The sequence below is a fragment of the Amycolatopsis sp. NPDC051045 genome, from assembly GCF_040682955.1.
GTDB lineage: Bacteria > Actinomycetota > Actinomycetes > Mycobacteriales > Pseudonocardiaceae > Amycolatopsis.
Genome location: NZ_JBFBCC010000036.1, coordinates 16,813 through 41,607 on the forward strand (window position 1 = coordinate 16,813; position 24,795 = coordinate 41,607).

The window sequence follows — 24,795 nt, forward strand, 5'->3', positions numbered from 1 at the left end:
TCGAACGGTGGGATCAGGCGAGGGAGGCATGCCCCGGGCTGCGGCATGACGTGCGAGCTCGAGGACTCGCCCCGGGTGACGGTCGACCCCTGCGACCCCGCACTGGACGATGCCCAGGTCGCGCGGCTCGCTTGGTACCACACCAGCACGCAGCCGGACTGGCCGACGAGTGACTTCGACCCGGCGGCCGTCCTCGCGCCCGAGACCCGTATGACGATGGGCGGCGACCGGCGTGTCGCAGAGTGGGCCGCGCGCCAGCGCGCGAAGGCGCTCCACGTCGGCACGTACGAAGCTGCGGTCCAGAACATGCTGCGACGGATGGATGACCAGGCCGACCACGGCAGTCAGTTCTATCTCTACCGGGTTCATCTGAAGCCGTCCGTCGTGGTGCGGGAGGACTGGCTCATCGACCCCAGCAACTTCGTCGGCGATGTGGTGCTGGCCGAGGTCTGCCCTGCCGGCGTCGACGTCGCCCGCTACCTCAACTATCACGAGGACCCCGGCGGGCTCTCCCTGGCGCTAGGGCGGGACGCGATCGCCGGGGTCCAGCAGGTCGCCGTGCCGCTCCCCGACGTCTGGGACGCCGAATGGGTCCGCGATGCCGTCACGGCTTTCGCGAATACCTCTGACACCGTTGCACCAGCGTTCCGCGGATTGAGCCGGTTCATGCGGCCGTCGTCGCCGCGAGCTGTTCTGGGTCGTGAGCTCGGGGCGGCTCTGGCTGGCAAGCTGCCGGTCAAACTCCGGGACCAGTTCGCGTCGGCTGCGGTATTCGACGAGGGCGACGACCCGGTGCGATGGGCGCGCCGGACGAGCGGGCTGTTCGAGCTGATCGGGGATCCGGTGCGGGTGCTGTCGGCGCTCGACCGGCAAGAGCGCCGACAGGTGTGAGCACAGACCCACTGAGGCCCCGGCCGGCACGTCGAGGCCCGGCTGCTCGACCACCCTGGGCATCGTGGATCGGACTACAGCATGGCGTCGACGTTCTCGACGTCACCTGGCCGGGCTGGCGAGTACGCGTGCTGCCGCTGCGGCCACACCCCGCGCCTGTGGCCCGGCGAGGATCGGGAAGAATATTCCGCATGACGGTTTCGGGTCTGGAACGCGCACGGCAAGCTCTGCGTCGCGGTGATCCCGAGGCTCTGCTCGGTGAGCGCGAGTGCGTCTGGCTCGATGTGAAGGACGGTGTCTACCGCCTGGAGCAGCCCAAGGGGCCGGAAGAGCTCGCGAAGGACGTGGCGGCCTTCGCGAACACCCGTGACGGCGGCTTGATCCTGGTGGGGTTCACCACTAGGAAGGAATACGGCGAGGAGATCGTCGAGGCCCTCAATCCGGTGCCTCGGAAGCTGATCGACCTCGACAGGCACCGCCAGTTGATCGCGACACGAGTGATCCCCGCGTTGCGGGAGGTGTCGGTGGATTGGCTCGACTGCGGCAACGGTTTGGGTGTCCTGATCATCGACATTCCCGCCCAACCGCAGTCGAGTCAGCTCTTCGCCGTGCCGGCACCCACGGGGACCTCCGAGGTCAGCAAGATCGCCCTCGGCGTGCCGGTCCGCCGCGGCGATGGCACGACCTGGCTGCGGCCGCACGAGATCCAGCACTTCGTCGGGCTGGGCTGGGCGAACTCGGGTGAGGTAATCGGCAAGCTGAGCGCCGCGCTCGCGAGCATCGGGGACCCGCGGCCGGTCGCGGAGCCGAGGTACACCGTTGGCGGCGGCGAGCCTGGCTGGAGTGGAGTGTTCCTGCAGGCGTTCGGCGAGTTTGCCGAGCAGGGCGTGATGCTGGGTGAGCCGGTCAGCGACGTCGTTCCGGTCGGCCCGGGCGTCGTGCAGTACTTCGCGGTGCCGGGCGAGCGATTCGGCTGGGTGCTGTGTGCTCAGCCGAAAGGCCGGCCCGTCGTCGTCGCCGAGGAGATCTGGCAGGCGTTGCGGGATCAGGGCAGCGGTTCGCCCGACGGGGACGCGTTGGGCGCTGTGGGGTTTCCTTCGGGGGATACCACTACGACCCGAGTCGTCGACCGAAACGTCACAGCGGTGTCTTTGTCGGGAGGTCGCTGGGGCCGCGGCCGGCTACTGCGCGAAACCGTCCAAGGACAGGGCTGGTGGTGGGCCCCGGAACCAGAACCCAGCACGACGACGTCGGCGTCGACGGGCAGTTGGGCGCCTACCTCGGTGCGGCCCCAACTGCGGGCACGAGTGCTGGCGATCCTGCCCTTCGCGGACGCCGGTGACCTGAAGATCACCCCGGACCGGCTGGACACGGTGCTGCCGGACCTACCGTTCAGCCAGCTGGCCGGGTTCACCACGAACTTGTCGAGTCGCCGCGGCGGGTCCCTGCCAGCGGGAGCCTGGGATACCGGCCCCAACAGGAACTCAAGTGATCGGTTCAGCTACGCCAGTGAGATCGCCACGTCGGACGGTGAGGTCGCGCTGGTGGCCGAAGTGATGATGTCGCTGCCGGGTGCGATGAATTCAGCCGTCGTCACCTGTGCTGAGGTGCGGATCGTGAGCTTCGATGCCTGGGCCAGGGCTCTGGGCGTGGAACCGGGGTCGGGTCTGCGCTGGTCGGGAGATGACCTGTTGGAGTTCTTCGTGGCGGCCTGGGAGACCGCGACCGAGCTCCTGCCCCGGCTGGTGCTGGATCCCGTGACGCCAAGGCGCTGGAGTGCGGTGCCCCACGTCGAGTTGTGGGTCGGCACCGACCGGTCGCACAACCAGCCCGAGACGCGGCTGATGCTGGAGGACGTCCTCGACCTGGACTCCTTCGGCGCTACCGGTCATCGCGCCCAGCTGTCTGAGCTGTTCGTTTCGCTGCCGGCCGTGCCGGGCCTGGACGCTGAATCGCGGCGGAGACGTGCTCGGTCCGCGCTGGTCGACATGGCCCACCGGTACGGCTTCATGGGGGTCCGAGAGAGCAGCTTCTGAGTCGACAACTCAGCTCGGCGCGGCCCCCGGAGTTCATCACGCATTCGCACGGTTTCTGCTCATCGCGGGACGCCGGTGATCGTGGCGCACGTCCTCAGCGCGGCCAGCCACTGTCTCGCCCTACGTGGGCTGACGCCACTACCCGCGGGGCCCGGCGGCATGCCGGGCACATGACGGAGGTCCACGTGATCCGAGGCAGTCGCCAAGGCGTTCAAGGCTGGAAGCCTTGCTTAGGCTTGGGCAACGATGCCAGAGAATCTATGTAAAGCCGGTTGTGTTCAAGATCTTCTCCTTTGCTATTGAGTGATCTCTTGCTACCGGCGTAGGGGCCGGTCTTCTTGCCTATAGGATTCATGTCCCAGGCAAGGGACTCGGGGGATGATATGCCTTCTTGTAAAGAAGTGCCAAGAACTGGCCTGTGTCGGCTGGGCAGAGCGGAGGGTGCATAGCATTTCGCACCCGGTCGGCGGAAAGATTCTGTCCTGACACCCACGGGTGGAAGGTGTTCGTCTGAGATCAGAGGAGCGTGGAAGTCGGTCGGCTGGGTAGCCTGGATCCACTGGGTGACCACGTAGTCCAGCAAAGGCTGGTAGATGTACTCGACGGCTATTTGCGATTTGCCGATTTCGCCTATGTCGCGCAGGGCGACGGGCAGGACTGCTGTGGCGCCAGCGCCCAGTCGTTCGTCGAGTTGCTCAAGAAGTTCGCGACGTCCTGTAAAATCGGGTATCCGTGGCGGAATGGAACCCCAGACGAGTGGCCCCTCGTTATTTGAACGTCGAGGCATAGGTGAATTTGAGCCGTCTGCGCTGGCAATCACCTTCGCCCGGGCGAGGTCTGCGAGTATCCGGGGATTCGGGCGGGCGACTGCTCGCTGTGAGTGCGTGAAGGGCGCCTGATTCCCGAATTCTCGTGACATCGTGTCGCTCATGTGCCCGCAAATGTCAGCGCGGCAGGACTCCTGCTGGGCGGCCACATGTTGGGCATCATCGTCGACATGTTAGCTCGACGTTGTGCCACGCGCGACACGTCGCGAACCTCGAACGGGTGAAATTAGCGCCGCCCGGAAATGGTGAAAATTTTCTCCAAGTCGAGGTTGTTTTGTGGGCTACTAACATCGCTGCCTAAAGCTTCTGGCGTCGAGTGTATTGGCTGCAGAGGGGCGCGCTTCTCGATGGTGCCGTACCTTGAGGTCGACCGTGAACGAGGCACGCCGTGCGCTTCCTTGGTTGTTGATCTTAATGCCGACCCAAACCCGATCCGGGGCGGCGTCGTTGCGAGCACGCGTGGCCGCGGGATGTTGATCGAGCGCAGCACATTGGCCAGCACGCTAGTCCGGGAGACTAGCCGTGACGGTTTGACGGTGCGACTCGTCGTTTTCAGACTCCCAGTTCCGGTTGCCGTGCCTGGCGGTCATGCTCTTAGGCTGGGTGTGGGGAGGTTCAGGTTGGCGCAGATGAAGTCCAGTCGGGCGGTGGCGGGGTCGGGTTGGACGAATATCGGCTCGTAGCCGGCGTCGTAGTAGCCCTGCACAATGAGCTCGTGTGCGCGGCGCGTCTCGTGGTTGGCCCACGCGATGTCGTCGGGGTCTTCGAAGGTGTCTAGTGGATCGAGAATGAAGATCGCGTCGTAGCGGTAGGTCCGGGTCGCTTCTTCCAGGTCGGTGGTCGGTTTCAGGCCGAAGAGCCCTTCCCAGCCGTAGCTGTCGGGGATGCCGCGGTTGTAGAAGCGGATGCCGTGGGTGTGGGCGGTGTATTCGGCGATGAAGGCGGAGAGGACCTCCAGTGAGTACCGGCGGCGGTCTTCGCGCAGCAGGTGGCGGTCGAGTCGTTCGCGGTGGCGCCGGTAGATCTCCCGGCCGGGTTCCTCGGTCATGCAGGGAATGCAGGCGGCGTGCACCGCGTCGATCAGGTTGTCTTTGCCTGAGTTGGGGCCGCCGGTGATGACGTGGCGGCGGGGTTTGCCGCTGGCGGCGACCTCCAGCGCGGCGGTCAAGGCGGTGTTGGTGCTGGTCGCGGCACCTGTCGTTCGGTTTCGGGGATGTGCTTGGGGGATGGGGTGGTGCGGGCGAGGAAGCCGTCGATCCAGGGGTGCCTCAGCCCGGGTTGGCTGTGCAGGGCGTGGACGAACTGCTCGCGGCTGGCGCCGCCGCTGGCGGCCTTGGTCAGCCGGGACGTGTGTGCTTCGGTTAGCGTCGGGGTCCAGCCGATCAGGACGACCAGCTCGTCCGCGTTCAGGTCGGGGGCGAACGCGGTGGTGTAGTCGATTGCTTCGGCGCGGGCTGCTGCCCATCGCCACGCGGCGGTTGTAGCGGTGTCGCGGATGTCGATCCGGTAGGCGCGCAGGCTGATCTGCCGCTGGATGGCGAGGAGTTCAGCGCGGGCTGCGTAGATCGCCGCCCACAGCCGGGACTGCTGCTCTTCGTGTTCGGCGATCTCCCAGGCGAACGGGTCGGACTGGACTGGTTGCGGCTCGGTGACGGGCGCCAACTCGGGGGCGATTGTCGGCGGGCGGGTGAACCGGTCGGCGTCGGCGAGCAGTTCCCAGGCGATCTGCTTGACCAGGCGGGGTTCGACTCGCTTGCGGAAGTGGTGTACTTCGTGCCGGGCCTGTTCGGCGGCCAGGTTGCGGCGGGCGGTGAGGTTTTGGCCCGGTTCGGCCGGGGCCAGCCCGAACAGCGTCCGCGCTGCCGGGGCGTAGCGGGTGTCCGGGAACCGGGCGAGCAGGCCGCGCAGCGTGTGATCCAGCGCCGCGGTGCGGCTCGCGTCGTCGGCAGGGTCGACCGCTCGGGCGACGATTCCGCGCAGATTGAGCAGGACCGGGTCCGCGGCGGCTGGGGTGACCGGCAGTCCGCGGCGGAGCAGTCGCCCTGAGTGCGGCGGCCATCTCGTCCTCTGCTGGGCTTTTTGTGGGCATGGGTTGGGCCCAGCACGATGCCCACAAAATGCCCAGTCCCTGTGTTGGTGATAGGCAAGGGAATCGGGCCCTGACCAGGCGATCTCCACGGTCGGGTGACGGCCGGATCCGCAAGGGTGGCGAGGGGAGTGCGTCAACAGTCTCACCCTGCCCGCGCCCGCCTGCCATCAAGGCTGGTCCGGGCTCGGCGCCGGCGGCGAGATCACCCCGACCCATCAGCAGGTCAGCTGCCGCAAGTGCCTGCGGCTGGCCGGCGAACCCGACGACCCGGCTCAACACGCCCTGTTCACTCTGCCCGAGCCGGGTGCCCCGTAGCCGTTCTGATCTGCCGCGACCGGCACTCTGATCATCGGCGTGACGCGTCCGCCGCGCGTCAGAGGTAGCGCTGGCGTTCCCGCTGTTCGCGCGGTACAGGGACGCGGTCGCTGCGTGACACACAGAGGTGGGTGGATACGGTTGTCACGCTGGTTTGTGCGGCTCGGTGAAGCGGACATGGTCGTGGATGACGCTGCGAAACAGGTAGGTGGTCGAGGCGGCGCCGTCGGCCCCCGGACGTGCTCGCAGGTGAGCCCGTCCGGCGGCCTGAACCGTTAGCAAATACCTCGGACCCAGGCGGCGGTGTCGGCGTAGTGCTCTCCGCCGTACCCGGCGGTATCCACGATGTGGCACCAACGGCCGTCCGGCATATCCCGATAGCCCCAGTACTCGTACCACTCGCCGCTCCGCAACGCTCCAACCCAGTAGGTGTCGCTGTGTGGGGCGGAGTACATCGGCCAACTCGCCTGCGCCGAGTCGACTCGCAGAATTGTCTTTCCGGCAGCGGACGTCGGCGCAGCCGGCGTATCCGCCGACGCCGGTACGGCCAGTCCTACACAGGCGATGGTGGCCATCCCGGCGGTGATCATCTTGATCCGGTTCATGTTCATTCCCTCTCGTGAAGGCTGACTGCAATACCCCGGCTGGTGGCGGCACCTTCCTCGGGCCGCCACCAGCTCCTCCCACTTCCAGGGCCGGTGTGGCGCAGTCCGGCTTCTCTGGACGGATCAAATCTGGCATCCGAAGGCGGCTTCAGGGGAGGGAGGCTACGAGGGATAGATCGCGGGATCCTGCTGCAGAGCCAGCGTCGTAGGCAAGGGCGATCATAATGATCTTGTATCGGGAGATGGTTCGTCGGTCAGTCGAGCTCAGCGAGGCGTCGTTTGATCCGTTCGATGTCGGAAGTTCGATGCTGTTGCCGGTGGAGCGCGAGGGCCTCGATCCACAGTTGCCGGGCTCGGCGACGGTTTCCACCAGAGGCATGGACCTCGGCGAGATCGGCGAGCACGACAGCCTCCTGCTTGGGGTCGCGCTCCGCACGCAGCAGGCTCACGGCGCGCCTGTAGTGACGGACGGCGTCGTGGTATCGACCGGAGTGGTGGTCGATATAGCCGAGAGTGTGCAGGGCGTAGGCCTCGGCGTCGTGGTAGCGATGACATAGGTAGAGGTTGAGTGCGGCGGTGCAGAAGGTGCTTGCCCGGTCGAGTTCGCCGAGGCGGGCATAGTGCCACCCCACGGTGTTGAGGGCATTCGCGGTCCGAGCAGGCTGGTTGAGGTTTTGGTACAAGTCCAGCGCCTGTAACGCCGGCGGTAAGGCGCGCTGGTGGTCACCATGTTGCTCCCAGGCCGCCGCGAGGGCCTCGTAGGCACGGGCTTGGCCGGCGAGATCATCGGCGTCCTGGAACAAACTGAGGGCACGTTCGAGGTGGTGCATCCCCAGTTCGTGTTCTCCGACCATCATGTGCGCCCAGCCGCAGAGGCGATGCACCTCGGCCTGGTCGGAGACCCCGGGAATGTGCGCGACGACGTCGATCGCCGCCTGCCAGCTGCGTAAATTGTCATCTCGGCGATCGTGACGCACGTGGTAAGTGTTCAACGTCCACGCGAGCCGCCAGACTTTGTCGTGCCAGCTGTACCGGATCGCAAGTTGCTGAGCGGCGAGGAGGTTGGTGTGTTCCTCGATGAGCCAACGTTCGGCCGCGGCGTGGTCCGGGGGTGTATAGGCGTGACTCCCGGGGCTCGCGGGCGGGAGATCGATCGAGGGCCGGCGAGCGTCGAGGAGGCGTTCTGCCTTGAATGCCGTGTGCAGGTAGAAATCGACGAGCCTGCGGATCGCCTGCTCTTGCGACTCGGCAGGCAGATCGCTGTGCGCACGATCGCGAGCGTAGAGGCTGACGAGGTCGTGCATCCGGTACCGGTCTGGGCGGTGTTGTTCCAGCAGGTGGGAGTTCTGGACGGTGCGCAGCTGCCTGCGGACGAGGCGCGGGAGCTTGCCGACCAGGCTGGCGACGGCCGGGGTTCCGATGTCTGCACCCGAAGTCAGGCCGAGGTGCCGGAACAAATCCGCGGCATCGGTGTCGAGCGAGCGGTATGAGGCTGCGAAGACCGAGGACAAGTGAACGGACACTTCACCGGCGTCGAGGCCATCGAGCCGGTGAGTCTCGTCTGTGAGTTCGTCGGCCAGTAGTGCCAGCGGGAAGGTCGGATTCTCGCTGGCTCGGGCGGCGATGATACTGATGGCCAGCGGGAGCCCGGCGCAGAATCGGACCAAGTCGGCACTTGCGTCGGCATCGGTGTCCATCTTGTCGGCGCCGAGGTGCTCGGCGAACAGTTCACGGGCTTCGGCAGGTGTGAACATCCGCAACCGCAGCGCGTGCGCGCCGCGCGCGGCGAGGCCGGGCAGGTGGTTTCGGCTCGTGACAATCACCGTGTTGGTCGCGCTACCCGGAAGCAAGGCCTCGACCGCAGCGGTGTCCCTGGCGTTGTCGAGAACGATCAACATGCGTTTCCCGCTGACCAGAGTGCGGTACAACGCGATCTGCGCACTCACACTCTCCGGGATCGCTGACGGTGTCACCCCCAACGCGTCCAGAAACCCGCGGACCGCGGCGGCCGGGGGTAGCGGTGGGTTGGCAGGGTCGAACCCGCGGAGATCGACGTAGAGCTGGCCGTCCGGAAAGCGGTCCAGCTCACGGTGGGCCCAATGCAACGCCAGCGACGTCTTTCCCACGCCGCCGACGCCGGCGACCGCCGACATGACCATGACGGCCTCTCCCGCCACTTTCGCCTCGTCACATACGGCGGACAGTGCGCGCAATTCGTCCGCGCGGGCCGTGAACCGCAGCGGTGGCGCCGGAAGCTGTTGCGGCACCGAGGCGTCCGGTGGCAACGACGCCTGGTTCGCGCCGCACCGTCCACCTGGAGTGGCGGTATGTCCGCCGCGGGCGGGATCGCTATCGAGGGGAGCCGCTTGCCTGCGGGAGTTGACGAAGCCCAAGTTCGTGTCAGTGTCGACCTGCAGCACGGCACGGAATGCTTCGCGGTATTTGGCGTTCGGCCACAAGATAGTGCCGCGTTCGAGCTTCGCGATGTAGTTGTCGTCCAGTGCGGCCCGTAGCTCGTGGCGCTGCCAGAGGAACACGTTGACGAGCTCTGCCAGTTCTCGCCGGGACAGGCACTCGCCGACGTGTCGTAACGATGCCGTGCGCTCCCGGGCCGCTCGGAGCTGCTTGTTCTCGGTTGTCCCCATTTGAGCTTCCTCCCCGCAGCTCATGTTCATAGCGTGACCATGCAGGCGCATCATGTCAACAGGCCGATGTCAGCGGGCGCCGACCTGTGCGCACGCGGGCTGCCTGCACCCGGGTTCCATCGAGCCTCATTCTTTTCTCCTCGCCGCGCGACCTCCGCGAGGATCGCGCGGGCGAGGACCGGCGGGATCGCGTTGCCGATCTGCTGGAACGCCTTGGTCCGGACGCCCTGCCACGGGTAGTTCGCGGGGAAGGTCTGGAGGGCGGCGGCCTCCTCGACGGTGACGCGGACCGGCTCCGAGTCGACTCCGCCGTCCTGGGAGCCAGCGGAGCCAGCTCCGGGCCTTCCCGGTGAGGGTGAAGCTCGGCTGGTCGGCGCCGCGGAGGTCGCGGGCGCGGTACTCGGTGCCGTTGATCGTGATGGCCCGGCGCCCGGGTCGACGAGCCGCGGGAAGCCGACGAGCCCGGCCGGCCAGCCGAGCGCGTCGGCCATCGGGACCAAGGGCAGGAGGTCCAGGTCGCCGTCAGCCTGTATAACGTCCTTCAGGAGGGGGCGTGGGTCGGAGTCGGGAGCGCGGCCGTGGCGGAACGCTTCGCCACGAGCATCGGGCGGGAGCGGGTCTGGGGGATGCCGAACTCCTCGGCGGAGAGGAGCCGCGCAGCAGATGGCGGTTCTGGAAGGGATCAGCTCCGGCATCCCGCTGGGGCGCATGGGCAAGCCCGAAGAGATCGCGGAAGCCGTCGTGTACCTGGCCTCCGATGCCTCCGCGTTCACCGTGGGCCAGGACCTTATCCTGGACGGCGGCCAGACCATCCTCTGACATGCGAGGGCGCGTCTGAGAGACGGGAAAGGGAGCGCAGGTATGACGGCGGCGGACCGTGACCGAGCGGAAACCGGTGGCGATACCTGTGAAGTCGGGTATCACGCGCAGATCAAAGCGGAAAACCGCGCGCGCATCATCCGCGCCGCCCGCGACCTCTTCCTCGCCCGGGGATACGACAAGGCCTCCCTGGCCCAGATCGCCAGGGAGGCCCGCGTCTCCACCGGCACCCTCTTCAAGCGGTACCCCTCCAAGGCTGCGCTATTCGCGGCCGTCACCTCCGAACAGTGGCAGCTGGACGTGCAGTACGCCGAACCGCCCCCGCCCGGCGACCCCCGGTACGGCCTGGACCACATCGGCCGCGACTACGCCTGCCTGGTCTCGCGGCCCGGCACGGCGGCACTGTGCCGCCTCATCATCACCGAACTTCCCCAGATGCCCGAACTCGCCGACATCGTCGGCACCGGCTTCGCCATCGACCGCGGCCCCTTCTTCGACCGGCTCCGCGACTACCTGGACGCCGAAGCACAGGCCGGCACACTCGACTTCCGTTCGGCCGACGGACAGCCACAGCCGGCATCCGCAGTGGCCGAACAGTTCCTCGGCATGATCTGCGGCCAGCTCCTGTGGCCTCAACTCGTACGGACCGACTTCGTCCCGCCCGACCCCACCGACACCACCATCGTGGACGAAGCCGTCGCCCTCATGCTCACCCGCTAACTCGCCCGATCCTGAACCCCGGACTACGAGTCCACGACCTTTCACTCGGTCGGACCTTCGATCGTGCAGCTCTTCGCGGCGCTCACGGTCGAACCGGCGCCCGCGTCCCGGCTCAGGACGCAGCGTTCCAGCCGCGGCGATCCGCCGGAACGCGACGTAGCCATGATCGACCCCCTCCGTCAACTGCCGACCCGGACATTTTCGACCTCTTGGCGTACCCCGCTGTCCCTGCGATTCGCCCAGTGCAGGCTCAGTCCTGATGGGGTCGCACCACGTACTTGCCGCTGGCCCGCCGCTCCGCGAAGCGGCGCAGGAGCTGTTCGGCACCGGTGAGCGGGACGGGCTCCGGCAGCGGCGGGTTGATCGTTCCCGCACGGATCCGGCCCAGGACGTCGGTCAGCAGGTCCCGGCCGGCTGTCATTCCCCCTTCGGCGCGCACCCAGTCGCCCCAGTCCACGCCGATCACACTGCGATTGCGAGCAGGACGATATTGGACGGCAACCTGGGCCCGAACGCAACGCCCGCAACGCGGCTTCAGCAGATGAACCGCCGACCGGATCGAGGTCGACTGCGAATTCCTGTACGCCGAGAACCGCGCCCACACCCTTATCGTGCTGACCGCACGCCCCGGCACGGAGAGCCACACCAAACTCCAGCTACTTTCCGTCATCGGACGCCAGCAGCTCACCCCCTGACCGCCGGGTCGAGAATCGCGTGCCCACCCGCCGTACGCGGAAGACGGGCCGGATCACCGATCTATGGATGAGCAGTCCTCACCCACCCGAGCGAAGCCCTCAGGCGGCCGACGCCGGGCGCACTCGCAGCGAGCCGCCCCCATGGTCACCCTCCCTGCACGGCCCGCCGGCATCGAACACGGCCTGTGGCGGCGGCCTGCGCCGAGGATGCCCGGCGCAGGCCGGTCAGCTGCCACTGATCATGGCGAGGACCTTCGGACTGCGGCTCTCAGCTGTTGATGGTCGAGACGTCGTGGATTGCAGGGTTCTCGTTCGGGTCGGCGGTCGTCGCGCGTGTCGCTGACCGGGCCGGGCCGTCAGGCCCGGCGAGGGCGCGCTGTGCTGCGGTGTCGTGTTCGGCCTCGATGCGTTCGAGTTCGGCCGCGTCCGCGTGCAGGACGCGGTTGACCTTCTCGACGTCGAAGTCCTTTTCCCATTTGGCGATCACGATGGTCGCGACGGCGTTGCCGAGGACGTTGATGAACACGCGGCCCTCGTTGAGGATCCGGTCGATGCCGACGATCAGGGCGAGCGCGGCGAGGGGCATGTGCCCGACCGCGGTGATGGTGCTGGCCAGGACGATGAACGCGCCGCCGGCAATGCCGGCGGTGCCCTTGCTGGTGAGCATCATGACGCCGACCATCACGAGCTGCTGCTGCCAGCTCAGGTCGATGCCCAGTGCTTGGGCGAGGAACAACGAGGCCATGGTCAGGTAGACCGCCGACCCGTCGAGGTTGAACGAGAACCCGGACGGAATGACGATGCCGACGACGGGACGGCCGATGCCCATCATCTCCAGCTTGCGCACGAGCTGAGGCAGGACGGCTTCACTGGAGCAGGTCGAGAGAGCGACGAGCAGTTCGGCCTTGAGGTAGCGGATGAGCCCGAACAGGCTCAGTTTGCAGGCCCGCATGATCGCGCCGAGGACGATGACGACGTAGGCGACGCAGGTGAGGGTGAACAGCAGGATGAGGTATCCGAGCTGCTGCAGGCTGCCGGCTCCGTAGGTGGCCACGACGGTGGCCAAGGCGCCGAATGTGCCGATCGGGGCCAGGCGCATGACCCAGCCGACGACGCGGAAAACGACGCCCGACAGCGCGGAGATGCCCTTGGTCAGCGGTGCGCCCGACGGCCCGGCCATGTTGAGGGCGATGCCGAAGACGATGGAGACGAGCAGCGCGGTGAGGATGCTGTCGCCGGTGATGGCGCCGAACAGCGAGTCCGGGATCAGGCTCGAGACGAATCCGGTGAAGGTCGCGTGCTGTTCGGTCGCGGCGGCGGGGATGTCGCCGGCGTCGAGGGTGGCGGGGTCGACGTTCATCCCGGCGCCGGGTTTGAACACGTTCGCGACGACGAGCCCGATCAGCATGGACAGCAGTGACAGGACCAGGAAGTAGCCGATCGCCTTGGCCCCGATCCGGCCGGCTTTGCGGAGGTTGTCCATCGAGGCGATGCCGGTGACGACCACGCAGAACACGACGGGGATGACGATCATCTTGACCAGTGCGATGAACCAGTCGTTGAGCGGCTTGAGCGTCGAGCCTACGGCGGGGAAGAGGAGTCCCACGGCGACGCCGAGGACGGCGGCGGCGACGACCTGAAACCAAAGCCGGCCGATGAGCCGGCGAATGCGTGACCGCCAGGGGCGGTCGGTGACGCTCGTGGATGACATGGTGCTGCTCCCTTGCACGACGTTGTGGCGGAAGAAGGGTGGGGCAGGCGGCTCAGCTGTGCAGCTTGCGCAGGACCTCGTGGAACGCGGCCTTGCGCTCGAAGCCGATGCCCGGTGTGTCGGTGAGCCCGACGTAGCTGTCCTCGACCACCGCGCCGTCGGCGAAGCCGCCGGTGGGCTGGAACTCGCCGGGGTAGGACTCGTTGCCGCCGAGCTTGAGCGCCGCGGCGATGTGCAGGGAGAACTGGTGCCCGCCGTGCGGGATGCAGCGCCGCGACGACCAGCCGTGCTGGGCGAGCATGTCCTGCACGCGCAGGTATTCGGTCAGTCCGTAGCTCAGGGCCGGGTCGACCTGGATGTAGTCGCGGTCGGGGCGCATGCCGCCGTAGCGGATCAGGTTCCGGGCGTCCTGCAGCGAGAACAGGTTCTCGCCGGTGGCGATCGGGCCGCGGTAGTGCTCGCTGATGATCGCGTTGAGCCGGTAGTCCAGCGGGTCGCCGATCTCTTCGTACCAGAACAGGCCGTAGGGCTCGATGGCCTTGCCGTACTCGAGGGCGGTGGCCAGGTCGAACTTGCCGTTGACGTCGACGGCGAGGCGGGAGCCGTCGCCGCCGAGGACGTCGAGGACGGCCTCGATGCGTTTGAGGTCCTCGGCCAGGTCCGCGCCGCCGATCTTCATCTTGACAACGTGGTAGCCCTGGTCGAGGAATCGGCGCATCTCGTCCTGCAGGTCGGTCAGGGTTTTGCCGGGGGCGTAGTAGCCGCCGGCGGCGTAGACGAAGACCTTGTCGTCGGGGGTGCCGTCGCCGTAGCGGTCCGAGAGCCACCGGTAGAGCGGCCGGCCGTCGAGCTTGGCGGCCAGGTCGAACAGGGCCATGTCCATGACGCCGACGGCGACCGAGCGCTCGCCGTGCCCGCCGGGTTTTTCGTTGGTCATCATGAAGTCCCAGGCGCGGGTGGGGTCGAGCTGGCCGTCATCGGCGAGCAGTGCTTCCGGGTCGGCGTCGAGCAGGCGGGGGATGATCCTGCGGCGGAGGATCTCGCCGGCGCTGTAGCGGCCGTTGGAGTTGAACCCGTAGCCGACGACCGGCTCGCCGTCGCGCACGACGTCGGAGACGACCGCGACGATCGAGCAGTCCATCGCGCTGAAGTCGATCCAGGCGTTGCGGATCGAGGAGCTGATCGGGATGACGCCCTCGTGCACTGCGGTGATCTTCACTGACACCTCCGTTGTAATTTATAATTTGCAACGGATGGTAGGTTGGGGTCGAACCGGGCGCAAGCCCTGCCCCAAGAAGAGGTCAATGAGGCGATGAGCAGCCCGAACGTGTTCTCGAGCAAGGGTGACGTCGCCTATGCCCAGCTCCGCGGGCTGATCCTGACCGGCGCGCTGGAGCCAGGATCCCGTCTCGACCAGAACAATCTGGCCGAGACGATGGCGATGAGCCTCACCCCCCTGCGGGAGGCGATCCGCCGGCTCAGCAGCGAAGGGCTGATCGACCTGGATGCCCACCGCAACGCACGCGTCGCCTCGATGTCCGCGACCGAGGCCCGGCAGCTGTTCGAGGTCCGCCTGTCGCTGGACCCCAGTGCCGCCCGGCTCGCTGCCGAGCGTCGCACGGAGGCGGACATCGCCGCGATGCGCGCCGCCGCCGCACGGCTCCTGCCGGTCACCCGGGCCTGGGGCGAGGAGGCGCTGACCGCGCACCGCGCGTTTCACCGGGCGCTCTACCTCGCTTCGCACAACGATGTCTTGATCCGGCTGTTGGACGACTTGTGGGACAAGTCCGACCGCTACCGGCGCGTCGGTCTCGAACTTCCGCCCGGCGACGAACCGCGTATGCGAGATCACCGTGAACACCACGAACTATTCGACCTCATCGTCGTCGGCGACGTCGTGGGCGCCGAAACGCTGATGCGGGAACACATCGAGCGCAGTCTCACCGCGTCGGCCATTGCCGCTCTCGAGCAGCGCGAGCGGACCGGGCGATCGAGCTCGTCGGCCACCACCGCGGCCCAGTTCCAGAGCTGACAGAGGTTGTTGACCGCCTGCAGCACACGTCAATGCGACGTCACCAAATACGTCGGTCCGTTCCGGTCAATGGGGACGAGGACGGCGATTCGGCGAATGGCCCGATCCTCACGCAATCTGGCTGTCAGGCCACTGGTTGCGTGCTCAACCACATCAGAGCGGCAGTTGGTCCGGCTGGGGGCTGTCGGAACCGTGCCGAACGGGCTGTCCTGGAGGGGCCTGGCGCTGGCCGGCGAACTTTACAACACCCGGGATGAAGCGCTCCGGGCCGAGGACGAGCCCGGAGCGCATGGGGAAACCGGTCACATGTACAGGCAGGCCGGCAACAACGCTAGTGGCCAGCCGACGGTGTAGCCGCTGACCTGGTTCGCCCAGATCGGCCGCGTCGTCTGCTATCTCACAGGCCTCACGGGTTCGGCGCTGGTAGTGGCGTGGGGGGTGCCGCCGCGGCAAGCTTCACTGGAGTTCTGGCTCGTGCCAGGCTGGTCGCGAAGCGCTTCTTCCCTCCGACCAATGCTGAGGAGTCGGAAGAACGCTGCTGCACAAGCAAGTCACCGCCGCTCACATCGCCAGGCTGTAGCCCCTGCTGACCTCGACCTGCACCGATAACCGGGCCAGCGTCGCCCTCACCACGCCGCCGGATATCGCACCGTCGGGATCCGTGAACGCATGGCCCAACGCGACGGCGTCTGGCACGCACCTTCGTCATCGAGAGCCGCTCGGCCAGCCCACCGGCGAGCCCGCACCGGCGGCTCCGTTGGGCTGCCGAAAGCGGCTGCAGGCGTGACCAAAATCCAGGACAGCTTCCTGAAGCCTCAAACGACCCTGACCGGAGAGATGTCGCCCCCGGATGGGGCCACTCGTTCCTAGACTTCATCGCCGTTCGCAAACTTCATGTGAGAGCAGTAATGCGGCCTGCTCAGGTGCACACCGTCCGGCCAGTACTGAGCCGCGCAAAATGCCCGTGCAGACGCTGACTCGCTGATTGCCGTCGTCGACCACCGATAGCCCGCCCCTCGTGCCAGCGCCGCCGCGACGAGTACGGTGCCGAACCCGCGCCGCCGGTAGGAGGCATCGACCCCAACCGGACCGATCACCCCCCTCCGGTCAATCCCGCACAACCACAGGTCGAGGCCGCCAATCCGCTGACTGCGCAGTTGCAAGTCGACTTGTCCCACACCGGCCCTCGCCGTCGGCGGCCTCGCGATCAGCACGAGCTCGGCGTCCGTCGGCGGCGTCTCGTGCACGAACCGCAGATCAATCTCGAACCAGGTTGATCTCGGCAAACCAAGCGCCTGGCACAGGTTGCAACTCGATGTCGGCACATAGACCGAGTGGTCATAGCTCATGGTCCGCCCCGCGATATCGAGATCATGTCCGTTGAAACAGTGCCCGTGATGCACCGCCGGTCGCGCCGACAGACCACTGTCCGACCCCGGACTGCAGCCCACCAGCCCGGCGGTCAACGGTCACGCTCCAACCAGGTCCACAAGCACACGGTGCCGTGTAGCCGGTAGCGATGGCTGTAGGTGCGGGTCATGCCGTAGTGGGTGAGGTACTCCCCGCGCAGGCACTGGACGGGGACGTCTGCGGCGGGCCGGATCGGCAGAAGATCGCCGTACTCGCCGCGGGCGCCGGAGCGCGGGCCACCGACTGTAGGGTCTTACAGCGCGTGACATGTCGATCTTGGGTGGCCTGGACGTTCTTTGCTGTCTCACAGCCTTGTCAGCCATGATCAGTCTCAAATCTGTGGCATTTCCTCACGAGGGCGAGGGCGAGATCGGGCTGCTTGCCCGAGTGGCCGAGTACACCACGCTGATGCCAGCAAACCGGCGAGCTGAGCTAATCGTCTACGGAGGACGGTCAGCGGGCGGTCGCTCGTAGTGGCCGCGGCGGCGGATCGGATGGCAGGGTGCGGGCCGACCAGTGCGTCGGCGAGGAGAACGCAGGCCGTCGGCGGAGGTTCGGCCCGGAGCGGTCGCGGCGTTGGCCCGGACGCGTGGTCTGGGGTCGCGTAGGGCCTCGGTCAGCAGCGGGAGCGGCTTCTCGTGGGTGATTCGCCCGAGTGCCGCGGCGGCGCGGGATCGGACCAGCTTGTCCTCGTCCTTGAGCGCGTTGTTCAGCGTCTATATGTGGGCTGGGTCGGCTTGTTGGCCGATGATCCAGACGATCGAGTGACGCTTTCGAGTGGTTGAGGCGTCATGACGTCGCCCCTGCGGCAAGAGCGGGCACTCCGTGGGTGCAGGGATGGCCGGAAGTGCCGTCCGCCGAGGAATGAGGAGGAGTCATGCCGAATGTTCGTCGCGGTGCCCTGACTGCGGGATGCCTGGCCTTGGTGGCGGCAGCCGTGTCGCCCGCCGGCGGTCTCGCCCAAGCAGCGCAGGAGGACACCACCAAGCCCCATGGGTGGGTGCTGTACCGGACCAACGAACCCGAACGGTTCGCGAATCTTCGTGTCGCGATCTGTGCCGAGCCGGGCACGTCTCTGGACACCGTCGAAGTCTCCCTGGACGCCCTGGAACCCGACGAGACACCCACCGGAGCGGTGTGCACGATCGCCGCCGTCCCCTCTCCGCCCACAGATCGAGACCAACCGTCGGCCAGGTGGGTGGACAACCCCGGCCCCGTGCGGCTCAAAGCAAAGCCAGGTCAGGAGATCAACTTTGCTAGTTGCAGGGTGGTGAACTCGCTCCCGCTTTTGGTCGACCCCGACCACCTGGATGTGGGTCCGGATTGCACGAAGTTCGCGGTTGCCGTCCCGGGGTGATTCCGGGTAGCTAGCTTGCGATGGAATGCGGGAGCCTGTCTGACGTTGTTCAGCCGGTGCACATCCAGAGTGCGACCTCACGCAGGGACTTCGTCTCAGGTCGCGATTTCCCCCCTGCCGGTGCGAGCGGGACGGTGTCGCCGAGGTCCAGCGGTCCGGCGACATCACTATCGCTGATTTTCCCGCCCAGGGCGGTGGCGACGGCGGGCCACAGCTGAGTCACCCGGCGTTCGAGGGCTGCGAGCAGGACTTCGGGGCGGGTCGATCCGGCGTTCGAGCCGGTCGCGCGCTACGCGGAGGCGTCGTCCGGCGGGTGTGGCGACTACCGCGCACATTCGCCGGAACCACAACCGATCCCGGTAGAGGTCCAACAGGTCCAGGTTCAGCCGCAAGCTGTCGACTTCGAAGGCTTGCTTCCGGAAGAAGGTTGGAAACCGTCCCTGCTATAGAGGTCGAAGGAGGACCGGAGGAGTCAGATATTGCTCCCTCCCATGACAGCGCGTGATGATTGTGAAAGAGACGGAGTCAACAGGCACCGCTGCGCCACCGGAGCTCGAACTTGCTGTTGATTGTGGGACAGCCGATCGTGATTGCCGCGGCTACCGAGGCGGACGGCGCCACGATTGAGCACTGCACCTGCGGGCGGACAGGCGGGCAGGTCGGCAGGCGATCACGACCTGCGGGACGACGTCGCCGAGAAGATCGCCGAACGCGGGATCTTCGCCTGCGTTGCCTGTCCCTCGACTGGCGGGGCTCATGGAGCGTTCCGGGACCGCGCGTTGCGGGACCGCGCAGGCAGACCCCGACGCCAGCCGGTTCGAGTTGGATGGCCGGCCACGGCATCCGGATGATCCCGGCACGCTCGAAAGGCGACGCCGCCGCAGACCCGGCTGCCTGACGACCTGCCGTGGGTGGCTGGGGCGCCGAGGACGACGGTTCCCGCGCCCTGTGTCCCGGCGCTCACCCCGGGCCGGTCACGGGACTGGATCAGAACCGTCCTGCGGCCCCGCGCGGAATTGCTCATCGGCGGCTGGAAAACCGGGCACGGCGGACTGGCCGGCACGATCGGGTCCCTGATCGTCGGCGCCCGCGACCGGAACGGGCTGCTGGTGTATCTGGGCAGTGTCGGCCGGATTCGCCGACACCGACCGCCGGCACCTGCTCGAACGCCTCCTGCCGCTGGAACGCAGCACCACCCCTTTCGCCGCTCCACCCCGCACCGGCACCACCTGCCAGGTCCACTGGGCTGAACCGGTCCTCATCGCCTCCATCGCCTACCGCGAACTCGTCGCCGGCCGCACCCTGCGCCAACCCAGCTACCTGGGCCTGCGCACCGACAAACCCCGGAAACCATCGCCCTGGCCACCCTCGGCTGAACCCCGGCGAGCCGGGCCAGGACCTCCTCGCCGGGCAAGACGTAACTGTGGCGATGGCGCGCGCGATTCATCTTGACCGGGGTTGAGCAGCGATTCAGCAGTCGGCGTTAAGCGTTACCCCGCAGGTCAGGTTGGGAGGACAATGACTCCTACGAACCTGCAACTACGGCCTTGACTGAGTGGGCCCGCGCGAGAACTCGGTTTGCTTACCGCGTTGTGCGCACTTCCACGCCCCATGTGGCGATCCAGTGACCGTCGAGCCGTGCCGTGCAGGTGGAGGCGGCCGGGTCGCACCTCAGATCGGCGACTGCCCTCGGGTCCGGGGTGTCGAGCCGGCCGTCGAGTTCGACGTAGACGCCCCAGACGGCCACGGCATTCTTATCGAAGTCTGCGGCGCAGGAGCTGTTCTTGTCCATGACGTTGCACGTGATCACGCCCGGGGGGGCTTGGGTCGAGTCGTCGAGCCGGACGTCCTGCTCGCGGACCTGTGCGTCCCATCCGGCGCGGAAGCGCCGACCGGCGAAGTCCAGGGCGAGCGAGCATTGGTCCTCGTCCGGATCGCACGACAGCGCCGACGGGCCGACCGGGTCGAGTTGCCTGGCGTGGGTGGATGTCGGCGACGACGGTGTTGCCGGTTGCGCGGAGGCGCCACCGGTCCCGCCGAGCAGCAACAGTGTGGTGAGTCCGGCCGCCGCGGCGCCGGTCATGGTGGATCGCATCGTCGATCTCCTTTCGGTTGCCCCCTTGTTCACCGGGTAGCCGCTGCGGTGACCGGTACGCGCTATCGGGGCGGCACCACTCGAAGGGGGACGCGGTCACCCACACCGGCCCGCCTGCTCCCGGAGCCTGATCCGGTCGCCAGGACCCCAGGCCCGTTCATGGCTGTAGGACTGCTGCTCTAACTGGGTGTGGCACGGCGCGCCGCCGATCACCGGCCGGGGCCGCAGCACGGGACGGGCGTGCACGTCGCCGGTCACGACGGTAAGGGATTGAGCCATTCCATGTTGTACCTTCCGCCCTTGCACCAGGGCCATTGGAACGGGCCAGCCCCTCCCAGCGGTGTGCCGCCACCGTCGACGCACTCCTTGAAGGTGACCCATCCGATCCTGGCGGCAAGGGTGGTGTCGGCGGTAGCGGTCGCGGCAGTGCCGAGCAGGGTGGCAAGGGTGACGGCCGCCGCGGCGAAGGCCGTGATATTGCGTCGCATCATGGTGCCTTTCTGTGAACCTGTCAGGGATGCCACACCCGGGGTCGTCCGCAGTCCGCGGTCCCCGGGCGAGGGACTCCGCACCCGGGTTCACTGCGACGGCGGCACTCATGCCTCTGGCCGATCAAGTCCGCCCGACCGGGTACGCGCACGGGGGCGGGAGACGGTGGCCCGGCCTCGCCGTCCGGCGGGGCGAACAGGCGAGCTCACCAGTCTCGATGCCGGAGTTCGTGCGCAGGGCAGCTGGACCGGCGATTCTGGGGATGGCGCCTGACCCTGCCTGGGCGGCTAGCTAGCGGGCGGGCGGCGGCTGCACGACCTGCCGCGGCTGTGGAGGTGGCGGCACGGGAAGGAGGCCTGCCAACCCGCGGCTGCGCGCCGCGGCCACGGTGCGACGCACGTGATCCAGGACGCTGCGCTCCGGCCGCGCGGGCCAGATGGTCATGGGTCCCTCGTCCAGGTGGTGACCAGCGGCTGCGGGTTGGGTGCCTCATCGCGGCGGAAACCCAGCCTGTGACAACCGGATGATGTCCGCCCCCGGAAAAAGGGGGAAACGAAGCAACTGAGGAGGGGAATCGAGGATGAGGATCGGGGACAGGCGCCGGTTGCGGCGCGATCCGCTGGACTACCCGGAAAACCTCCACCGGCGCAGCGTGGCGGAGGTGATCCGGCTGCCGCAGGGCGGCTGGTGCGTCAGCCACCCGGAGCCGGCGCGGCAGCTGCTGCGCGGCCCGGAGTTCACCGCGGGCAAGTCGGGGTTCTTCAGGCAGGATCTGCTCCCCACCCGGGTAGCGCAGGTCGAGGTCGGTCACGCGGTGTGCGATGTCCTGCGGGCCCGCCTGCCGGACTACTGCGCCGCCCTCCCGGCGGCGGTGGCCGACCTGCCGGCCGTCAGCCGGTGGCCCGCCGCCGGGAACAGGCTGGTCTGCCACTGCCTGGCCGACCTGCTGCTGCACCGCGGCACCCCGGCCGGGACACGGGGTTCTCTCCGTCTGCAGCCGGTGGCATGATGCCGCTGCGGGTACGCGATCACGCTCGGGCCGGCTGCAACCGGGCGCCGCGGGCCCTGGCGGCCTCCCGCCAGGTCAACGCCAAGTGCGTGCTGCGCCGGGCTCACGCCCGAACAGGGTGAGCACCACCCCTGGCCTTCATCGGTCAAAACAAGATGTCGCGGACTCGCAGCGGCCGGTACCCGGTCGGGCCGAGCTGGGCGAGTTCACCTTCGATGTCGACCTCGATGGCGCCGAAGAAGTGGATGTTCTCGCTGTGCGCCGGGTAAATGTGGGCCGGGGCCTCGTCACCGATGCGCCGCCCGGCCGCGCGCACCGACTCCACGGCCAGGCCGTAGTACTCCGTCGACCACGCCGTATCTGGGGTCAGCGGATCAATCGGTCAGGATTGTTGCTGGTTGACCTCTTGCAGACGCGTCCGCAAGAGGAGTTCTTCTACTCACCATGGCGGATCGATCGGAGCGGTGCTGTGGCCGTTGGAGGTCGTGATGTCGACGTACTCGCCGGCGGCGATTAGTTCCGCGAACGCGGTCAGGGTTTCGTCGTCCAACGGCGAGCACTGGTCGTCGCAAGCCGTTCGCACCGCGGCCTTGACTTCGGTGGCCGACTGCCCGGCGTAGCGCTCGAACACCGTGTTGAGCGCGACGGAGTCAGGCACTATCTGAAGCCGATACGCCTCAGGTGATCACGCACCGATACAACCGCGAAGAAGTCGCGACAGTTAAATACGCGACTCCACCACCCCCGGTCTCTTCGACCCTCCCGATTCTGGCGACCTCCAGGGCCGCCACATCCCGGACCACCGTGCCGCGTTCTGCCATCCCAACCTCCACGAGCCGTCTTCTCTGACGGCACGGGATCAGAGCAGAAACGCCCCGTAACTCGCGGTGACTCACCAGGTCAGATCCTGCCGAGACCAGGCCCAGTCGTCACTGTCGGTCCGCATCGAGGAAGCCCAGGAGATCGCCAAGTTAGTTCGGTCAACGGGACATCCGCTGCCCGAGCCTGCGCCTCGACCCGCAGGCATGACCCCGGCTGCTGGAGATCATCGCCAACCTCCGCGACCGCGTCAACGAGGCGAAGACCAACGGCTGGCTCGGCGAAGTCGCCGGCATGCAGACCAGCCTGAACGAAGCCGCCCGCAAGCTGGTCAGCCTTGACCGCGCTCGCGAACGCCGGCCCGCTGGGCCGGTCAACCTAGGCCTGCCCATCCTCGTCGACCCGAAGCCCTGAAGCAGCATGACCACCGACGGGTTCGGCCGACGGATCCGCCGTCGGCCGAACCCGCAAGGTCATCGCCGCGGTTTCCGCCTCGGCCAGACGATGTCCACCTTCGCGACCGTCTTGATCGTACTGCGTTCAAGAACGGCGAAGCTCGGCTGAGTGGTTGCTCCTCCGTTACAGAGTGGCTCCTTCAGCGAGTTTGCGCAGCGTGGTCATGGACGGGGTGAAGGCGTACACGGCTCCTCGGGTGTGAACCACGCGGTCGAAGGAAAGTGTCTTTCGTCCCGAGGGACATTCGAATGCCGATGTCCCCTGCCCGCTGCTTGTGATGTCTTCGGTGAGAACGGTTTCCGGGTCGACGCCGATGACGGGGTCGATACCGGTGGCTGCGTTGTGTGCTCCCGGGTTGAACTTTTTGTTGTTGGACCACTTGGCTTGCTGGAACTCGAACTGATCGGTCAGTGAGGCGCAGTACGCGACGAACACGAGCCCGCGTTTGCTGGTGTCCGGTTTCCCTTTCTCGTACACCTCGCCGTAGGGGATGCCCCGGCGCATGATGCGGTGGTGCTTCAGTTGCTCGTGGTCCTTGTCCCCGTCTTTCTTGAGGTCGGCCTTGGTCTCCGAACTCGGAATCCAGGCGCGCGGATTCGTCTTGCGCACGTGGGAGCTGCAGGGGGTGCGTTTGCCGTCCGGGTCACCGTGGTAGTCGAAGTCGTTGAGGTCCGGTCCGAGACCCCGCCGTTCGTGCGTCGGCCGAGCAAGCGGGCGTCCGTCGGGGAACCGGCCGACCACCATGGCCCCGGCCAGTTCGTGGTCGAGCTTGGGGTCTTGTTTCACCAGGTCGTCGATCAGCTTGCGGAATCCCGGTACGTCCTGCTCGAGTTTGCGAACCACCTGGAACGAGCCGTCGCGCATCCACGACGGGATCTTGGGTGAGGTGCCGGCCTTGGGTTCGCGGCGGTGGCCCAGGACGAACTCGCCGGGCTGAATCATTTGTGTTCCGGGGTGTCCCAGGCGCTGGCCGTTGAGACCGTGCTTGTGGAAATCGGTCACTCCGGGCTGGGACACCCCGTCCTTGAAGCCGAAGTGCTCGTGGCCGCTGAGGTCGCCGGGGAGGGTCTTGCCCGCGAGGTGGTGCACTTCGGTGGTCCCGGTCCGTTTGTCGATCAGGGTTAGGCACGCTTCCCGATCCTTGAGGTCCTCTTCGTCGTCCGCCGCCACGATGACCACGGCGTGCACCGCCTCAGCCGGATCGTGTTGGGTGTTCCCGAATTCCCACAGGGCCGGGCTGGATCGCCCGATGTCGCCGAGGTGCTCGGCGCGGGTCGCGGCATCGGGAAAGTTGTTTTCGACCTTGTTGATGTCATCGGCCAGTTTCTTCAGCCGGTTGCCGTTCTGGTCGTTGCCGACGAGGACTTGGAGTCCTTGGTAGGTGAGGGAGACGCTCACCCAGGTCGCTTTGAGGTCCTGGGGGTCGACGCCGCCGATGCGGCGGCGCAGGGAGTACTGCTCGTTGAACTGCTCCACCTCCGGCGTGGTGGAGATGTGCCCGAGCATGCTCAGCAACCAGGTCCGGGCTTGTTCGGTGCCGGCGAAGTGGAGCATGCGGAAGGTCTCGTGGTCTTTGTTGAACGCGGCCAGGACGTTGCCCTGCACGTCCCGGTTGTAGCGCAGTGTCCGGGTGCCCTCCGCCGGCTCGGTGTGGGCGTCCTGCAGTGGGTCGAAGTCCTCCGTTGATGCCGACACCGGCGGTTCGATGTCCTGCATCGTCTGGGAGGAACCGAGCAATTGGACCATGATCTCCTCATTCCGTGCTGGCCGCCTGC

At 67.2% G+C, this 24,795-nt stretch carries 25 protein-coding genes; 8 read left to right on the top strand and 17 right to left on the bottom strand.

The window, feature by feature from the left end; all coding sequences use genetic code 11:
- Nucleotides 1-75: 75 nt before the first annotated feature.
- A complete protein-coding gene (locus tag AB0M80_RS41395) occupies nt 76-891 on the top strand; it encodes a hypothetical protein (RefSeq protein WP_364575873.1) in 816 nt (271 codons plus the stop codon).
- A 191-nt stretch (nt 892-1,082) separates the two neighbouring features.
- Nucleotides 1,083-2,927: a hypothetical protein gene (locus AB0M80_RS41400; protein WP_364575875.1), complete on the top strand. Its 1,845-nt coding sequence runs from the start codon at nt 1,083-1,085 to the stop codon at nt 2,925-2,927.
- A 211-nt stretch (nt 2,928-3,138) separates the two neighbouring features.
- Here AB0M80_RS41400 and AB0M80_RS41405 read toward each other — a convergent pair whose 3' ends face one another.
- From AB0M80_RS41405 to AB0M80_RS41430, 6 genes are all read right to left on the bottom strand, one after another.
- A complete protein-coding gene (locus tag AB0M80_RS41405; protein WP_364575877.1) occupies nt 3,139-3,858 on the bottom strand; it encodes a hypothetical protein in 720 nt (239 codons plus the stop codon).
- Between the two features lie 482 nt (nt 3,859-4,340).
- Nucleotides 4,341-4,922, bottom strand: coding sequence for an ATP-binding protein (locus AB0M80_RS41410; protein WP_364575879.1), 582 nt, complete (start codon nt 4,920-4,922; stop codon nt 4,341-4,343).
- The gene (locus AB0M80_RS41415; protein WP_364575881.1) at nt 4,919-5,932 is read right to left on the bottom strand and encodes a hypothetical protein; all 1,014 of its coding nucleotides are present in this window, start codon (nt 5,930-5,932) and stop codon (nt 4,919-4,921) included. The genes AB0M80_RS41410 and AB0M80_RS41415 overlap by 4 nt, the downstream gene beginning before the upstream one ends.
- A 501-nt stretch (nt 5,933-6,433) precedes the next feature.
- Nucleotides 6,434-6,763: a hypothetical protein gene (locus AB0M80_RS41420; protein WP_364575883.1), complete on the bottom strand. Its 330-nt coding sequence runs from the start codon at nt 6,761-6,763 to the stop codon at nt 6,434-6,436.
- 254 nt (nt 6,764-7,017) lie between these two features.
- Nucleotides 7,018-9,408 (bottom strand): tetratricopeptide repeat protein, encoded by a 2,391-nt coding sequence (locus AB0M80_RS41425; protein WP_364575885.1) that lies wholly within the window; start codon nt 9,406-9,408, stop codon nt 7,018-7,020.
- A 50-nt stretch (nt 9,409-9,458) separates the two neighbouring features.
- Nucleotides 9,459-9,899 carry a DNA cytosine methyltransferase gene (locus tag AB0M80_RS41430; protein ID WP_364575887.1) on the bottom strand — a complete coding sequence of 147 codons (441 nt, stop codon included), beginning with the start codon at nt 9,897-9,899 and terminating at the stop codon, nt 9,459-9,461.
- A gap of 40 nt (nt 9,900-9,939) precedes the next feature.
- Between AB0M80_RS41430 and AB0M80_RS41435 the strand changes: the two genes are divergently transcribed.
- Nucleotides 9,940-10,227, top strand: coding sequence for an SDR family oxidoreductase (locus AB0M80_RS41435; RefSeq protein WP_364575938.1), 288 nt, complete (start codon nt 9,940-9,942; stop codon nt 10,225-10,227).
- Nucleotides 10,228-10,269: 42 nt separating this feature from the next.
- Nucleotides 10,270-10,947, top strand: a complete 678-nt coding sequence (locus tag AB0M80_RS41440) for a TetR/AcrR family transcriptional regulator (protein WP_364575889.1) — start codon at nt 10,270-10,272, stop codon at nt 10,945-10,947.
- 41 nt (nt 10,948-10,988) lie between these two features.
- On the opposite strand, the gene AB0M80_RS41445 is transcribed toward AB0M80_RS41440, so the two are convergent.
- The 4 genes from AB0M80_RS41445 to AB0M80_RS41460 all read right to left on the bottom strand — a co-directional run bounded on the left by AB0M80_RS41445 (nt 10,989) and on the right by AB0M80_RS41460 (nt 14,572).
- Nucleotides 10,989-11,111: a hypothetical protein gene (locus AB0M80_RS41445; RefSeq protein ID WP_364575891.1), complete on the bottom strand. Its 123-nt coding sequence runs from the start codon at nt 11,109-11,111 to the stop codon at nt 10,989-10,991.
- Nucleotides 11,112-11,197: 86 nt separating this feature from the next.
- On the bottom strand, nt 11,198-11,413 hold the full coding sequence (locus AB0M80_RS41450; protein WP_364575893.1) for a hypothetical protein: 216 nt from the start codon (nt 11,411-11,413) through the stop codon (nt 11,198-11,200).
- A 497-nt stretch (nt 11,414-11,910) separates the two neighbouring features.
- Complete coding sequence (locus AB0M80_RS41455) at nt 11,911-13,353, bottom strand: cation:dicarboxylase symporter family transporter (RefSeq protein ID WP_364575895.1); 1,443 nt, start codon at nt 13,351-13,353, stop codon at nt 11,911-11,913.
- Between the two features lie 52 nt (nt 13,354-13,405).
- Nucleotides 13,406-14,572 carry a mandelate racemase/muconate lactonizing enzyme family protein gene (locus AB0M80_RS41460; RefSeq protein WP_364575897.1) on the bottom strand — a complete coding sequence of 389 codons (1,167 nt, stop codon included), beginning with the start codon at nt 14,570-14,572 and terminating at the stop codon, nt 13,406-13,408.
- 93 nt (nt 14,573-14,665) lie between these two features.
- Here AB0M80_RS41460 and AB0M80_RS41465 point away from each other — a divergent pair, with 93 nt between their 5' ends.
- The gene (locus AB0M80_RS41465; RefSeq protein ID WP_364575899.1) at nt 14,666-15,385 is read left to right on the top strand and encodes a GntR family transcriptional regulator; all 720 of its coding nucleotides are present in this window, start codon (nt 14,666-14,668) and stop codon (nt 15,383-15,385) included.
- A gap of 866 nt (nt 15,386-16,251) precedes the next feature.
- Here AB0M80_RS41465 and AB0M80_RS41470 read toward each other — a convergent pair.
- A complete protein-coding gene (locus AB0M80_RS41470) occupies nt 16,252-16,851 on the bottom strand; it encodes a GNAT family N-acetyltransferase (RefSeq protein WP_364575901.1) in 600 nt (199 codons plus the stop codon).
- Between the two features lie 384 nt (nt 16,852-17,235).
- On the bottom strand, nt 17,236-17,508 hold the full coding sequence (locus AB0M80_RS41475; RefSeq protein WP_364575940.1) for a HEAT repeat domain-containing protein: 273 nt from the start codon (nt 17,506-17,508) through the stop codon (nt 17,236-17,238).
- 164 nt (nt 17,509-17,672) lie between these two features.
- Between AB0M80_RS41475 and AB0M80_RS41480 the strand changes: the two genes are divergently transcribed.
- Nucleotides 17,673-18,152, top strand: a complete 480-nt coding sequence (locus tag AB0M80_RS41480; protein WP_364575902.1) for a hypothetical protein — start codon at nt 17,673-17,675, stop codon at nt 18,150-18,152.
- A 1,122-nt stretch (nt 18,153-19,274) separates the two neighbouring features.
- The gene (locus AB0M80_RS41485) at nt 19,275-19,604 is read left to right on the top strand and encodes a hypothetical protein (protein ID WP_364575904.1); all 330 of its coding nucleotides are present in this window, start codon (nt 19,275-19,277) and stop codon (nt 19,602-19,604) included.
- Between the two features lie 130 nt (nt 19,605-19,734).
- Here the strand turns inward: AB0M80_RS41485 and AB0M80_RS41490 are convergent, their stop codons facing one another.
- Nucleotides 19,735-20,247, bottom strand: a complete 513-nt coding sequence (locus AB0M80_RS41490) for a hypothetical protein (RefSeq protein WP_364575906.1) — start codon at nt 20,245-20,247, stop codon at nt 19,735-19,737.
- A 254-nt stretch (nt 20,248-20,501) separates the two neighbouring features.
- Nucleotides 20,502-20,738 carry a hypothetical protein gene (locus AB0M80_RS41495; RefSeq protein ID WP_364575908.1) on the bottom strand — a complete coding sequence of 79 codons (237 nt, stop codon included), beginning with the start codon at nt 20,736-20,738 and terminating at the stop codon, nt 20,502-20,504.
- A gap of 578 nt (nt 20,739-21,316) precedes the next feature.
- Here AB0M80_RS41495 and AB0M80_RS41500 point away from each other — a divergent pair.
- Nucleotides 21,317-21,745, top strand: a complete 429-nt coding sequence (locus AB0M80_RS41500) for a hypothetical protein (RefSeq protein WP_364575910.1) — start codon at nt 21,317-21,319, stop codon at nt 21,743-21,745.
- A 145-nt stretch (nt 21,746-21,890) separates the two neighbouring features.
- Here the strand turns inward: AB0M80_RS41500 and AB0M80_RS41505 are convergent, their stop codons facing one another.
- The 3 genes from AB0M80_RS41505 to AB0M80_RS41515 all read right to left on the bottom strand — a co-directional run bounded on the left by AB0M80_RS41505 (nt 21,891) and on the right by AB0M80_RS41515 (nt 24,766).
- A complete protein-coding gene (locus AB0M80_RS41505) occupies nt 21,891-22,070 on the bottom strand; it encodes a hypothetical protein (protein WP_364575912.1) in 180 nt (59 codons plus the stop codon).
- 114 nt (nt 22,071-22,184) lie between these two features.
- Nucleotides 22,185-22,403 carry a hypothetical protein gene (locus tag AB0M80_RS41510; protein WP_364575914.1) on the bottom strand — a complete coding sequence of 73 codons (219 nt, stop codon included), beginning with the start codon at nt 22,401-22,403 and terminating at the stop codon, nt 22,185-22,187.
- A gap of 740 nt (nt 22,404-23,143) precedes the next feature.
- On the bottom strand, nt 23,144-24,766 hold the full coding sequence (locus AB0M80_RS41515; protein WP_364575916.1) for a Dyp-type peroxidase: 1,623 nt from the start codon (nt 24,764-24,766) through the stop codon (nt 23,144-23,146).
- Nucleotides 24,767-24,795: the final 29 nt, after the last annotated feature.

Bases quoted from the DNA above. Each gene is read 5' to 3' on its own strand.
- AB0M80_RS41495 (WP_364575908.1), bottom strand. From the start codon at position 20,738: ATGATGCGACGCAATATCACGGCCTTCGCCGCGGCGGCCGTCACCCTT.
- AB0M80_RS41405 (WP_364575877.1), bottom strand. From the start codon at position 3,858: ATGAGCGACACGATGTCACGAGAATTCGGGAATCAGGCGCCCTTCACG.
- AB0M80_RS41420 (WP_364575883.1), bottom strand. From the start codon at position 6,763: ATGAACCGGATCAAGATGATCACCGCCGGGATGGCCACCATCGCCTGT.
- AB0M80_RS41500 (WP_364575910.1), top strand. From the start codon at position 21,317: ATGAGGATCGGGGACAGGCGCCGGTTGCGGCGCGATCCGCTGGACTAC.
- AB0M80_RS41515 (WP_364575916.1), bottom strand. From the start codon at position 24,766: ATGGTCCAATTGCTCGGTTCCTCCCAGACGATGCAGGACATCGAACCG.
- AB0M80_RS41445 (WP_364575891.1), bottom strand. From the start codon at position 11,111: ATGGCTACGTCGCGTTCCGGCGGATCGCCGCGGCTGGAACGCTGCGTC.
- AB0M80_RS41480 (WP_364575902.1), top strand. From the start codon at position 17,673: ATGCCGAATGTTCGTCGCGGTGCCCTGACTGCGGGATGCCTGGCCTTG.
- AB0M80_RS41425 (WP_364575885.1), bottom strand. From the start codon at position 9,408: ATGGGGACAACCGAGAACAAGCAGCTCCGAGCGGCCCGGGAGCGCACG.
- AB0M80_RS41455 (WP_364575895.1), bottom strand. From the start codon at position 13,353: ATGTCATCCACGAGCGTCACCGACCGCCCCTGGCGGTCACGCATTCGC.
- AB0M80_RS41400 (WP_364575875.1), top strand. From the start codon at position 1,083: ATGACGGTTTCGGGTCTGGAACGCGCACGGCAAGCTCTGCGTCGCGGT.
- AB0M80_RS41440 (WP_364575889.1), top strand. From the start codon at position 10,270: ATGACGGCGGCGGACCGTGACCGAGCGGAAACCGGTGGCGATACCTGT.
- AB0M80_RS41490 (WP_364575906.1), bottom strand. From the start codon at position 20,247: ATGCGATCCACCATGACCGGCGCCGCGGCGGCCGGACTCACCACACTG.
- AB0M80_RS41465 (WP_364575899.1), top strand. From the start codon at position 14,666: ATGAGCAGCCCGAACGTGTTCTCGAGCAAGGGTGACGTCGCCTATGCC.
- AB0M80_RS41430 (WP_364575887.1), bottom strand. From the start codon at position 9,899: ATGGCCGACGCGCTCGGCTGGCCGGCCGGGCTCGTCGGCTTCCCGCGG.